Genomic DNA, 12,796 nt, shown 5'->3' with positions numbered 1-12,796 from the left:
CGACAGGTGAATCAAATATCAAGATAAACGATGGCTCGGCAGGGTTGCGGAGCTGTAAAAATATTTTCCAATATTGCAAATTTGAGGGGACAACCATGTCTGTAATCAAGATGACTGACCTGGATTTAGCAGGTAAACGCGTATTCATTCGTGCCGATCTGAATGTGCCGGTAAAAGATGGCAAAGTAACATCAGATGCACGGATTTTGGCATCACTGCCAACGATTAAACACTGCCTTGCGGCTGGCGCAAAAGTCATGGTGACATCTCACCTTGGCCGTCCGACAGAAGGTGAATACGCAGAAGAATTCTCACTGCAGCCTGTTGTAAATTACTTACAAGATGCACTGGATTGTGACGTAAAACTTGCCAAAGATTACCTCAACGGTTTAACGCTGAATACAGGTGAGTTGGTCGTTCTCGAGAATGTTCGCTTTAACAAAGGCGAGAAAAAGAATGATGAAGCTCTGTCTAAACAATATGCAGCACTGTGTGACGTATTTGTGATGGACGCATTTGGTACCGCTCACCGTGCTCAAGCTTCAACTCACGGTGTGGGTATGCATGCACCGATTGCATGTGCCGGTCCTTTGCTGGCAAATGAGCTGGATGCACTGGGTAAAGCGATGGATAACCCGGCTCGTCCGATGGTTGCGATTGTTGGTGGTTCAAAAGTGTCTACCAAACTGACTGTGCTTGAGTCGTTGTCAAAAATTGCTGACCAATTAGTCGTTGGTGGCGGTATCGCGAATACCTTTATCGCTGCAGCAGGTCATAATGTCGGTAAGTCTCTGTATGAAGCGGACTTGGTTGACACGGCGAAAAAACTGATGGACGAGTGCGCTATTCCGGTTGCAACTGACGTCGCTTGTGCCAAAGCGTTTGACGAAAATGCAGAAGCAGAAATCAAAGACGTATCTGAAGTTCAGGACGACGACATGATTTTCGACTTAGGTCCTGACTCAACAGCGGCACTGGCTAAAATTCTGAAAGAAGCAAAAACAATCCTTTGGAATGGTCCGGTTGGCGTATTCGAATTCAAGAACTTTGAAGCGGGTACCAAAGGCATCTCTCAAGCAATCGCTGATTCAGAAGGATTCTCTGTTGCAGGTGGTGGTGATACGCTGGCTGCAATTGATAAATTCGGTATTAAAGCGGATGTCTCATATATCTCGACTGGCGGTGGTGCTTTCCTTGAGTTTGTTGAAGGAAAAACTTTACCAGCTGTTGAAATGCTGGAAGCGCGCGCAAAAGCATGATGATATCAAGCGGGAGAAGATACGACTCCCGCTTTCTGTTTACCTCCGGCGGCAATTGTGCAAGAACGATGGTTATTTGCTAGAATAGTTGCCATTACAGGTAAACACCTACAGCATACGTTTGTAAAAATTGATTAAATAGTTTTATTTTAAACGACAGAAAATAGGATCAAATCCATGTCTAAGGTCTTCGATTTTGTAAAACCAGGAGTCATTTCTGGCGATGATGTTCAGAAAGTCTTTCAAGTAGCGAAAGAAAATAAATTTGCACTGCCAGCTGTTAACTGTGTTGGTACTGATTCTGTAAACGCGGTACTTGAAGCGGCTGCAAAAGTTAAGTCTCCGGTGATTGTTCAGTTTTCTAACGGTGGCGCAGGTTTCTTTGCCGGTAAAGGTTTGAAACTTGAAGGTCAGCAAACTCAGATTCTGGGTGCGATTGCTGGTGCAAAATATGTTCATACTGTTGCTGAAGCTTATGGTGTGCCTGTCATTCTTCACACTGACCATGCTGCTAAAAAACTGCTGCCATGGATCGATGGTCTGCTGGATGCCGGTGAAAAATTCTTCGCTGAAACAGGTAAGCCACTGTTCTCTTCTCACATGATTGATCTGTCAGAAGAAACTCTGGAAGAAAACATCGAGATTTGTGAAAAATATCTAGCGCGCATGGCAAAAATGAACATGACGCTTGAAATCGAACTGGGTTGTACCGGTGGTGAAGAAGATGGTGTTGATAACTCAGATATGGATTCTTCTGAGCTGTACACTTCTCCTGAAGATGTTGCTTATGCATACGAAAAACTGAATGCAGTCAGCCATCGTTTCACGATTGCTGCGTCTTTCGGTAACGTTCATGGTGTTTACAAACCTGGTAACGTTGTTCTGACACCAACAATTCTGCGTGATTCTCAGGCTCATGTTTCTGAAAAATTCGGCCTGCCTGAAAACTCTCTGAACTTTGTTTTCCACGGTGGTTCTGGTTCCAGCGAAGCTGAAATTCAGGAATCAATCAGCTACGGTGTTATCAAAATGAACATCGATACTGATACTCAGTGGGCAACATGGGATGGTATCCGTCAGTATGAAGCGGACAACCACGATTATCTGCAAGGCCAAATCGGTAACCCGACCGGTGAAGATGCACCGAATAAGAAATACTATGATCCACGTGTTTGGTTACGCGCCGGTCAAGCTTCTATGGTGAAGCGTCTTGAAAAAGCATTTGCAGATTTGAATGCAATTGACGTGCTATAATTTGAATTGATATCAAATTATTGTTAGAAAACCCGTTCTGATGAGCGGGTTTTTTATTGCTGATATAATCACTGTGGTGTTGGTATAACTTGTTTGATAGTTGATATGATAAAAATAATCAGTTTTATGATCAAAAGAGGGAAAGTAAATGGCTGGAGAATCACTCATGAATGAAGCTCTACCTTTATCTGATAGCTTATCTCAGGTAAATGGCTGGATAGAGAATAACTCAGATATTTTATTACAGTATGGTGTGAATATCATCGCAGCTATTCTGATTCTGTTCTTCGGGAACATTTTCGTTAAAGTAATTGCTGGTAGTGTTGCGAAGGTCTTGCGTAAAAAAGATATGGATCCGGCCGTCGTCGAATTTATTCATGGTTTGGTGCGTTATCTGCTATTTGTCATCGTGTTAATTGCTGCATTAGGACGAATTGGCGTACAAACGGCTTCAGTTGTGGCCGTCATTGGTGCAGCGGGTTTAGCGGTTGGTTTAGCGCTCCAAGGATCGCTGTCAAACTTTGCTGCCGGTATCTTGATTGTTGCATTCCGTCCGTTTAAATCCGGCGATTATGTTGAAGTGGCCGGTGTTGCTGGCTCTGTTGAAAGTATTCAAATCTTTCAAACGATTCTGAAAACACCGGATAATAAAATGGTTGTTGTCCCTAACTCTTCTGTCATTGGTGGCGCGATTACGAACTATTCACGTCATGCAACGCGGAGAATTGACCTCATGATAGGGGTGTCTTACTCTGCTGATTTACAGAAAACCAAGCGGATTCTTCGTGAGACGGTTGAACGCGATGAGCGTATTTTGAAAGAGCCTGATATGACTATCGGTGTCCATACATTAGCAGATTCATCCGTGAATTTTGTGGTTCGCCCTTGGGTGAAAACCGCCGATTATTGGCCTGTTTATTTCGATTTAATGATGAATATTAAAGAAGCGCTTGACGCGAATGGTATTGAAATTCCATTCCCACAAATGAGTGTGCATTTAAACAAAGTCGAGCAAGTGGATTAATACAGACTTTTTTGAGCAAAGCGGTGTCGTGATACACCGCTTTTTTTATTGCTGTCGTATCACATCGTTCGTATGATACTTTCTTCTGACCGTGGCTGATGATTGCGTGTATTGAACAACGCAAAGAAGCAGACATATATCTAATCATTGGTCCATTCTATGGCTATTTAAGCCCGTCGTTAGCGTTTTGTTATTTTTGTCACAGTCCGATCTAATTACAATCAAACTATCCTATGATTGAATACCTAAGTGAGGCCAAAATAAGGATTCAGTGCTGAATTCTGTGGTTTGGAAATAATTCTTAATATATTGATGTGGGAGTGAAAATTATGCGGTTGATGATTCTGAGTTTAATGATGTTTTGTCTACACGGTTATGCAGCGGAAGTGAACTTCCCACATATCTCTGTCACCGGGTTTGGTGAAGTGACGGTGGTACCGGACAGCGCAGTTTTTTCTGTTCAGGTTGAGCAATCCACGTTGAATGCTGAACAGGCAAAAGAGGGCGTCGATACGGTTGTTCGCCAATTCTCAAAACAATTACAGGATTTAGGTGCCAAGGCCGAACAAATTTCCAGCTCCAATTTATCGCTTGCTCCCCAGTACCATTATCCTGATGAAGGCAAGCCAGAACTTGTCGGTTATCGGGCAAGTCGCCGTGTCACTGTGTCTGTCGAACAACTGGATAAACTGAATGAATTTTTGGATGCAGCACTGGAATCCGGTATTAATCGTATTGATCGCATTACGCTTCAAGTCAAAGACCATCAAAAATATCAGGCTCAGGCACGAGATAAAGCAATTCAGGATGCATCAACTAAAGCCCTGTCGATTGCAAAAGGATTCAAACGCACTCTTGGCCCTGTATGGCAGGTTGATTATCATACCCAGCAAGATAAGCCAATGATGATGCGTTCTGTTTCTATGAATCAGAAAGAGGGTTTACAGCAGGATTATCAGGATAAGACCATTGTGATCAGCGACAGTGTCGATGTGTTATATCGATTAAACTAATTCAGTCGGTTTGTATCTGTCGGTCTTAGACGAAAGTTTAATTTTGGTTGAATATTGAGCAATCTCTCAAAATTGGTATACTACCAGCCTTATTTAATGATCGCCCCAGCGTTGACCGGAACAACAATTTTACCCATCTCAAGAGAAGTAAAAGAAAAATTATAAGGAGATCATAATACTGGGCAAATGAGGCTAAGTGGTATGTTGAATCATTTTCTGGTGAGATTAACAATTGGGTCGTTAGTGATCCTCGGCATCAAATTGAGTGCATTGTATTTTTTACCGATGGTATTACTGTTGAATACCCATAATAAAGAATTTTTCGGTTGGTAGGTTCGACGAAAGTCAAAGAAAACGGGGCGCTCTGCGCCCCGTTTGTTTACCGCTTTTTGAGCAGAATATAAGAATCACTCAATTACAGTACATGAACTGATGCGGTGTTGGTTGTTCCTGAAGCGACCAATGCACCAGAAACCATCACCACGATATCACCTTTACGACCCAGTTCAGTTTCCAGAGCTAACTTCTTACCTGAAATATAGAAGGCATCTGTGCTGTCAATTGAATCAACCACAATCGGCGTAACACCTTTGGTCAAGACCAATTGTGCTGCAGTCTTCTTGTTGGTGGTTAAGGCAATGATGTGTGCCGTCGGGAAGTATTTTCTGACTGAGCGCGCTGATTTACCGCCTTCTGTTGCCACAACAATCAGTGGGGCTGCCAGTTTTTCAGCTGTATCAACTGCACCTTTACACACTGCTTCTGTAATTCTCAGGCGAGGGCTGTCAAGTCGAGACCCAAGCTCAGCTTTCAGTGCTGTGTCTGTACGCGTCGCAATTTGAGCCATCATGCGTACGGCTTCTACTGGGTATTTACCTTTTGCGGTTTCACCGGAAAGCATGACAGCATCGGTTCCATCCATGATTGCGTTTGCAACATCACCCGCTTCTGCGCGAGTCGGACGTGGATTCTTAATCATAGAATCGAGCATCTGTGTTGCTGTGATAACAACTTTTCTGGCGCGGTTACATTTTTCGATCATCATTTTCTGCGCAAAAATAACTTCTTCTGCCGGGATTTCAACCCCCAGATCACCACGCGCAACCATGATACCGTCAGACAGTTCGAGAATCTCATCGAAATTATCAACGCCTTCCTGGTTTTCAATTTTTGAAATGATCTGAATATCTTGACCGCCATGCGCTGCAAGGAACTCACGAATTTCACGCACATCGTCTGCTTTACGGATGAATGAAGCAGCAACAAAGTCAACGCCTTGTTCACAACCGAATTTCAGGTCAGATTTATCTTTGTCTGACAGTGCTGGCAGTTTGACGGAAACCCCGGGTAAGTTAACCCCTTTGTTTTCGCCTAAAGCGCCATTGTTCAGAACCTGACAGGTGACTTCGGTTTCTGTTTTTTCGAGCACTTTCATTTCGAGCAGGCCATCATCGACCAGAATGGTATTACCCACATTTAAGTCTTGTGCAAAACCTGAGTAAGTCACGGCAGCGCGTTCTTTATTACCGATAACGGTTGTATCTGTCGTAAACGTAAATGTTTGTCCTGCGACGAGGTCGACATCTTCACCATTTTCTAGTTTTGTTGTGCGGATTTCCGGTCCTTTGGTATCCAGCAAAATTGCCAATGTCTTGCCAAGGTTTTTCATCACCTGACGAAAGTTCACAATACGAGTTCCATGCTCTTCGTAGTCACCGTGAGAGAAGTTGAGACGCATGACATTCATGCCTGCGTTGACAAGTTCTGTTAGCTTCTCTACGGATTCAGTTTTAGGGCCAATCGTACAAACGATTTTGGTCTTCTTCATGGAAAATACTCTCCGATAATTGTATCAATTTGAAAGATAATGAGTGCCGTAAAGTGCAGTCAGTGGCCCTTGTCTTTTTCTCTTGAAGTGCCGGATTGCTTCTCTCTGTCAAATACACTTTAAAGCTGAAACTCTTTCAACAGAACGGTCATTTTATAACTACATACAACCGCTTGTTTTGCGTAAAAACCACGCAAGGCTGTCATGTTTTCGCCGTTACGAGGTGGTTTTTCAGTAAGTTTACATTCAATTTTGTAATTTTCTTACTTTTACCGAGCGGAATTCTAACACCGAATGAATGGAATATCACGGCCTAAGAATTGTCTTAGGACAATGTTTTAGCATGAAAGATTAATTTTTATTATCGAAATAAATAGACAGAAATGTTTCGAATTGGCTATTATATGTTTCACATCGAAACTTATTTTTCTATGGATTTATGCTGAAACGAAACACACAAGTCAGACGTCATGAAATTGTTCAACTGGTCAATCAGATGGGAGAGGTCAGTGTTGAGCTACTTTCTGAACGATTCCATACTTCAGAGGTTACAATCCGCAAGGACTTATCCTCTTTAGAAAAAAATGGACTTTTGCTCAGACGCTATGGCGGTGCCATTTCTCTGCCAAAAGAAGTTGTTGCAGATGAATTTGATAAAAATGTTTCGATTCAAAAGATATCTCTTGCCCGGGAGGCTGCAAAATTGATTCGTGATCATCACCGTATCGTGATCGATAGCGGAGGTACAACCACAGCCTTAATCCAGCAATTAAATGAAAAGCGCGGCCTCGTTGTAATGACGAACACGCTTCAGATTGCGAATGCCCTGCATGAACTGGAAAACGAGCCGACCTTATTAATGACCGGCGGGACTTGGGATCCGCACTCTGAATCATTTCAGGGGCAAGTGGCTGAGTCCGTGTTACGTTCCTACGATTTTGACCAGTTGTTCATCGGATGTGACGGGATTGATTTATCACGGGGAACGACCACATTCAACGAGCTAACCGGTCTCAGTCGTGTGATGGCTGAAGTGTCCCGACAAGTCGTTGTGATGGCAGAGTCGGATAAAATTGGCCGCAAAATCCCGAATCTGGAGCTGGGGTGGGCGCAAATCGATGTATTGGTCACCGATAGCAAAATTAGCGCTGAACAGGTGGCGATGATCGAAGCGCATCAAGTCAGAGTGATTCAAAGTAAAACCAATTAAATGGCCCGGACACGAAGCGATCAAATGACAGGATCTCCGGTCGGGGCTGAGTTTTTTAAGATTAAAGTGGAGTAATCAACTATGTGTGGAATTGTCGGTGCTGTTGCACAGCGGGATATTGCAGAAATATTAGTCGAAGGGCTGCGTCGTCTGGAATACCGTGGTTATGATTCAGCCGGTGTTGCAATTGTCGATCAGCAGCATCACTTCACCCGAATTCGTCGTCTCGGCAAAGTACAGATGCTGGCCGATGCGGTGAATGATGCCAATGTGAGCGGTGGTACAGGGATTGCCCATACGCGCTGGGCGACACATGGTGAACCGTCTGAAACCAATGCTCATCCTCATGTTTCCGGTGATATTGCTGTGGTGCACAATGGGATTATTGAAAACCATGAGGCTCTGCGAGAACGACTTCAAAGCCGAGGGTATGTGTTTGAGTCTCAGACCGATACTGAAGTCATTGCCCACTTAGTTGAATGGGAATTGCGCCAAAGTGAATCACTGGTTGAAGCCCTGCAGAAAACCGCCAAACAGCTCGAAGGGGCGTATGGCACGGTTGTTCTGGATCGTCGTGATCCAAGCCGCTTGGTTGTGGCTCGCTCAGGTAGCCCGATCGTGATTGGTTTTGGGGTTGGTGAAAACTTCCTCGCTTCGGATCAACTGGCTTTATTAAGTGTGACACGCCGCTTTATGTACCTTGAAGAAGGGGATGTCGCCGAGATTACGCGCAGAAGTGTGACTGTTTTTGACAAGCAAGATAAACCGGTTGAGCGTGAGATCATCGAATCAAATGCTGAACATGATGCCGGCGATAAAGGTCAATATCGTCACTTTATGCAAAAAGAAATTTTTGAACAGCCCAATGCGTTAAAACAAACGATGGAAGGGCGGGTGACGCACAACTCGGTGATCATCGACAGTATTGGTACAAACGCGAAAGAGATTCTGAGCAAGGTTGAACACGTTCAAATTATTGCGTGCGGGACATCTTATAATTCAGGGATGGCAGCCCGGTATTGGTTTGAATCTCTGGCAGGTGTCAGTTGTGATGTCGAAATCGCATCGGAGTTCAGATACCGTAACTTTGTGGTTCGCCCCAACAGCTTGCTGATCACCTTATCTCAGTCTGGAGAAACCGCAGATACGCTGGCCGCCTTACGTATCGCAAAAGAAAAAGGCTATATGGCCGCGATGACGATTTGTAATGTTTCCGGCTCTTCTTTGGTGCGTGAATCCGACTTTGCATTTATGACTCGTGCCGGGACTGAAATCGGTGTGGCATCCACCAAAGCATTTACCACACAATTAGCCGCAATGCTGATGCTGGTCGTCGGCTTAGGTCGGCAAAAAGGCAATATCGATGCTGCAAAAGAAGCCGATATTGTTCAGGCGATTCATCAGTTACCGGTACAGATTGAAAGTGCTTTGGCTTTCGATAAAGCCATTGAAGCTCTGGCAGAAGATTTTGCCGATAAGAATCACACCCTTTTCTTAGGCCGTGGTGAGTATTATCCGATTGCGATGGAAGCAGCATTGAAGCTCAAAGAAATTTCTTATATTCATGCAGAGGCTTATGCAGCCGGAGAGCTAAAACATGGCCCGCTGGCATTGATCGATGCCGATATGCCTGTCGTTGTGATTGCACCGAACAATGACCTGCTGGAAAAACTCAAATCCAACGTAGAAGAAGTCCGCGCGCGTGGCGGTTTGCTCTATGTTTTTGCTGACGAGAAAGCTGGTTTTGAAGACAGTGAGGGGATGAAAATCATCAAGATGCCGCACGTCCACGAGATCACCGCCCCAATATTTTACACGGTCCCAATGCAGCTATTGTCTTATCACGTCGCGTTAATTAAAGGCACCGACGTCGATCAGCCTCGTAACTTAGCAAAAGCGGTTACAGTTGAGTAAGGATTAGGTGCCAGAAATATTGTTGTGGGAGAGGAATAAAGTCTCATACTAAGTAATAAAGATTCATATTGAGTATTAAAGTATCATACTGAAATGGCAGTGATCGCATCGGGGCGCTGCCATTTTTAACACGAAAATTTCCCAAAGTCTTTTATCCCGAGATTCACGGCACCTTTCTTTTATTGCCCTAATGTTACTAATGAGCGAATATGTGCTTAGTTTGGTATGTGTTGCTATATAGAAGTTTTCTGTAGTTATTGCTCTGTTTGTGCAGTTTTATTCAATAAAATAAATGGATAAGAACTAAGAGTTTGCATTTTCAGCCAAACTTAGAAAGATTATATTTAATTAAAATATATTGTTAAATGCTTGGCGTGAAATAGATCTGTCCCTTAGATTTTATTTCAAGCTAGACTTTTATCTCATTGAAAACATAGAGAAATGGCAATGACTAAAATCGTAAGTTTTATAAATTTAAAGGGTGGTGTAGGGAAAACTACAACCGCTGTAAACATCGCCGCAGCTTTAGCTGAGAATGGTGAAAGGATATTGGTTATTGATCTAGACCCTCAGACAAATGCTACGGTTTCACTAATATCTCAAAATGAGTGGCAGGATTGTCAGGACAATGGACAAACTCTATACCATTTGTTTAATGATATGCTAGAAGACCAGTCGGAGTTCAATATATGCGAAGCTATTTGCTACGATGCTGGAGGGATTGAAGGACTAGATTTACTTCCTTCGAGCATGTTCTTAGTCGATATCCAAGATAGTATTCCTGACATGGATAACAAAGCTTATGTAAGCCATGTAGATGTTTTAGGCAATGCAATTGAAGATATTAAAGGTGATTACGATTATATCATTATCGATTGCCCTCCCAATCTTGGTGCAATTACATTAAATGGCATCAACATAAGTGATTGCTATGTAGTTCCCACGGTGCCGGATATTTTATCTAAGATTGGTATCAGTCTGATTTTAAATCGAATCGACTCTTTTAAGCGTAGAAAACGCTCATGCAATATTGAATTAGCTGGTGTCATTTTTACAAAGGTTGATTATCGTACAAACTTACATAAATCGACAATGCGAGAGTTACGATCTGGGGATTTATCTGAGAGAGTCTTCGAAACGGAATTCCCTCAGCGTATTTCTGTCGCTGAAGCCCCTGTTGATTCGAAGCCATTTTTGACCTCTAATACAGCTAAATCAAAGGCAGACTTCCGTAATACTAGGGATATTATTTATAATTTAACCGAGGAGTTTGTGGAACGAGTGGGGGTTTGTTGTGAGTAAAATAACAGTTAAAGATATAGAGTCATTTGGTAAAGTATTGGGGGCGTTGTCAGAGTTATGCATAAATAACCCCCAACTAGTAAGCAACATATTAGCTACCACTGAAAATACAAGAAATGGAAAAAACATTCAAAGAGAAGAGGAGATTTCTTCTAAAGCGCGTGAGTTTAATGTTTTTCAAGCAATCAAATCTTTGTCTCGTAAAGAGGCTTTGTCTCTAGTCTCAAGTTTTAATAAAACAGAGCTCAAATTCATCATAAAAAGTAACAATCTCGGTTCAACTCGCTTGAACTCGGTTGATAGCTTAGCGGAGTTTATCGTTGATACGGTTTCTAAGCGCACTGAAGATGTATTCTTAAATCAACAAGATCGCACTTAACAAAATCACTGGCCGATCCTTGGGATGACATATCCGCCATATGTTTATGATGTAGCAAAAAGCTGGAAGCATAACTCCAAGAGAAAGCATCAATATTACCGAGAAAGTTGATGTTATCGATCTTCACAGAAGATAAGTAATAGAGTTGCATACTCAAACCGTTGTCCTTATGCTTGTTTTATCAGCATGGGATAGCGGTTTTTTATGGCAAAAAATAAATATTCGGCGTCGGAAACCCGATATGGACGCTGGCTCAAATGTAACCATCCCAGTTTTAATGGCACGATAAGTTAGAGTTTTTCCTGCTGTCGTGTCTTTCCAAATACTCCCAAGGCGTGAGATCATTTAGTGAGTCATGTGGCCTTTCTTCGTTGTATTCCCTCATCCAGTTTTCTGTCAAATCCCGGACTTCATTCAGCGTTTTAAAAACATACATATCCAGAATTTCCGTTCGGTAGGTTCGATTAAAACGCTCAATATAAGAATTTTCTGTTGGCTTACCCGGTCGAATAAATTCCAGCTCTACCTTGTTACTTTCTGCCCAGTCACACAGCGTGGTTGAAATAAACTCTGGCCCGTTATCCATCCTCAATTTGCCCGGCATACCTCGCCAAGCAATAATCCGCTCCAGCACACGAATAACTCTCGGAGTCGGCAGGTTTAAGTCCACTTCTATCGCCAAGACTTCCCGATTGAAATCATCGACCACGTTAAAGGTACGAAAACGTCTGCCACAAACCAATGAATCGCTCATGAAATCGATAGACCAACAACAGTTGATCCTCTCCGGGCTCGCAAGTGGAGCAGGCTCACGCTTCGGTAACCGCTTTTTTCCCTTACGTCTCATGTTCAGTTTCAGAGCACAGTACACACGGTAAACTCGTTTATGATTCCATGGATGTCCCCACCGTCTGAGCACCTTAAATAACTTACCAAAACCGTAGGCTGGATAACGTTCTACGGCCTCTTGTAACTTGGCAACGACCTCATCATCCCGATGCAGGTTTGGCTGGTATCGATACACGGAATCACTGATGCCAACTGCGCGGCAGGCCATCCTGAGGCTAACCTGAAACTGTGAGCGCACATACTCAACGAGCGCTCGTTTAACCGCTGGCTTTACAGCTTTTTTTCCAAAATATCTTTGACGATACGATGCTCAAGACTGAGATCAGCAAACATCTGTTTGAGTCTTCGGTTTTCATCTTCAAGCTCTTTTAGCCGTTTCACATCAGAGGCTTCCATACCACCGTACTTCGATTTCCAGTTATAGTAGGTTGCATCAGAGATCCCGTATTCGCGGCACACTTCATTGACTTTCCTGCCGGCTTCGACTTCCTTCAGGATCTTGACGATTTGCGTTTCTGTATAGCGTGATTTTTTCATCATGCACTCTCCGTTTATTTCAGTGTAAACGGAAAAGCCCTATTTACCAGCGTCCATTTTTTCGGGGAGGGTTACAGTGACAGGATGGTTGTTGATGAGTAGAGCTTTTCCGTTTGCACTATAATCAACTGAATGTGAGGTAGTATTTACATACATCTATCGAGAAATACTTTTATATGTTAGAATAACTGCAAAATCAAAGTCTATTTAACTTATTGTATTTATTG

10 protein-coding genes are annotated in these 12,796 nt (G+C 43.1%); 8 read left to right on the top strand and 2 right to left on the bottom strand.

All coding sequences use genetic code 11. From position 1 onward, the window contains the following. Nucleotides 1–95 precede the first annotated feature (95 nt). From OCV37_RS12760 to OCV37_RS12745, 4 genes are all read left to right on the top strand, one after another. Nucleotides 96–1,259, top strand: coding sequence for a phosphoglycerate kinase (locus tag OCV37_RS12760; RefSeq protein ID WP_038182897.1), 1,164 nt, complete (start codon nt 96–98; stop codon nt 1,257–1,259). Nucleotides 1,260–1,436: 177 nt separating this feature from the next. Further along, complete coding sequence (fbaA, locus tag OCV37_RS12755; protein ID WP_038182900.1) at nt 1,437–2,513, top strand: class II fructose-bisphosphate aldolase; 1,077 nt, start codon at nt 1,437–1,439, stop codon at nt 2,511–2,513. Between the two features lie 148 nt (nt 2,514–2,661). Next, on the top strand, nt 2,662–3,537 hold the full coding sequence (mscS, locus tag OCV37_RS12750; RefSeq protein WP_038182903.1) for a small-conductance mechanosensitive channel MscS: 876 nt from the start codon (nt 2,662–2,664) through the stop codon (nt 3,535–3,537). 320 nt (nt 3,538–3,857) lie between these two features. Then, nucleotides 3,858–4,550: an oxidative stress defense protein gene (locus OCV37_RS12745; protein WP_390902265.1), complete on the top strand. Its 693-nt coding sequence runs from the start codon at nt 3,858–3,860 to the stop codon at nt 4,548–4,550. A 415-nt stretch (nt 4,551–4,965) separates the two neighbouring features. On the opposite strand, the gene pykF is transcribed toward OCV37_RS12745, so the two are convergent. Further along, on the bottom strand, nt 4,966–6,378 hold the full coding sequence (gene pykF / locus OCV37_RS12740) for a pyruvate kinase PykF (RefSeq protein WP_038182913.1): 1,413 nt from the start codon (nt 6,376–6,378) through the stop codon (nt 4,966–4,968). Between the two features lie 439 nt (nt 6,379–6,817). Here pykF and OCV37_RS12735 point away from each other — a divergent pair, with 439 nt between their 5' ends. From OCV37_RS12735 to OCV37_RS12720, 4 genes are all read left to right on the top strand, one after another. After that, on the top strand, nt 6,818–7,588 hold the full coding sequence (locus tag OCV37_RS12735; RefSeq protein WP_038182916.1) for a DeoR/GlpR family DNA-binding transcription regulator: 771 nt from the start codon (nt 6,818–6,820) through the stop codon (nt 7,586–7,588). 81 nt (nt 7,589–7,669) lie between these two features. Beyond that, nucleotides 7,670–9,502: a glutamine--fructose-6-phosphate transaminase (isomerizing) gene (gene glmS, locus OCV37_RS12730; protein ID WP_038182919.1), complete on the top strand. Its 1,833-nt coding sequence runs from the start codon at nt 7,670–7,672 to the stop codon at nt 9,500–9,502. A gap of 447 nt (nt 9,503–9,949) precedes the next feature. Further along, nucleotides 9,950–10,804, top strand: a complete 855-nt coding sequence (locus OCV37_RS12725; RefSeq protein ID WP_038183798.1) for a ParA family protein — start codon at nt 9,950–9,952, stop codon at nt 10,802–10,804. Then, nucleotides 10,797–11,183: a hypothetical protein gene (locus OCV37_RS12720; protein WP_038182921.1), complete on the top strand. Its 387-nt coding sequence runs from the start codon at nt 10,797–10,799 to the stop codon at nt 11,181–11,183. The genes OCV37_RS12725 and OCV37_RS12720 overlap by 8 nt, the downstream gene beginning before the upstream one ends. A 274-nt stretch (nt 11,184–11,457) precedes the next feature. Here OCV37_RS12720 and OCV37_RS12715 read toward each other — a convergent pair. Continuing rightward, a protein-coding gene (locus OCV37_RS12715; protein ID WP_245609141.1) for an IS3 family transposase occupies nt 11,458–12,569 on the bottom strand; the annotation gives its coding sequence in 2 pieces (ribosomal slippage) (nt 11,458–12,317 and nt 12,317–12,569; 1,113 coding nt in all). Nucleotides 12,570–12,796: the final 227 nt, after the last annotated feature.

The sequence above is a fragment of the Vibrio rhizosphaerae genome, from assembly GCF_024347095.1.
GTDB lineage: Bacteria > Pseudomonadota > Gammaproteobacteria > Enterobacterales > Vibrionaceae > Vibrio > Vibrio rhizosphaerae.
The sequence above is the reverse complement of the archived record's forward strand: the minus strand, read 5'-3'. Positions and strand labels throughout refer to the sequence as shown.

Bases quoted from the DNA above. Each gene is read 5' to 3' on its own strand.
- OCV37_RS12760 (WP_038182897.1), top strand. From the start codon at position 96: ATGTCTGTAATCAAGATGACTGACCTGGATTTAGCAGGTAAACGCGTA.
- fbaA (WP_038182900.1), top strand. From the start codon at position 1,437: ATGTCTAAGGTCTTCGATTTTGTAAAACCAGGAGTCATTTCTGGCGAT.
- mscS (WP_038182903.1), top strand. From the start codon at position 2,662: ATGGCTGGAGAATCACTCATGAATGAAGCTCTACCTTTATCTGATAGC.
- pykF (WP_038182913.1), bottom strand. From the start codon at position 6,378: ATGAAGAAGACCAAAATCGTTTGTACGATTGGCCCTAAAACTGAATCC.
- OCV37_RS12735 (WP_038182916.1), top strand. From the start codon at position 6,818: ATGCTGAAACGAAACACACAAGTCAGACGTCATGAAATTGTTCAACTG.
- glmS (WP_038182919.1), top strand. From the start codon at position 7,670: ATGTGTGGAATTGTCGGTGCTGTTGCACAGCGGGATATTGCAGAAATA.
- OCV37_RS12725 (WP_038183798.1), top strand. From the start codon at position 9,950: ATGACTAAAATCGTAAGTTTTATAAATTTAAAGGGTGGTGTAGGGAAA.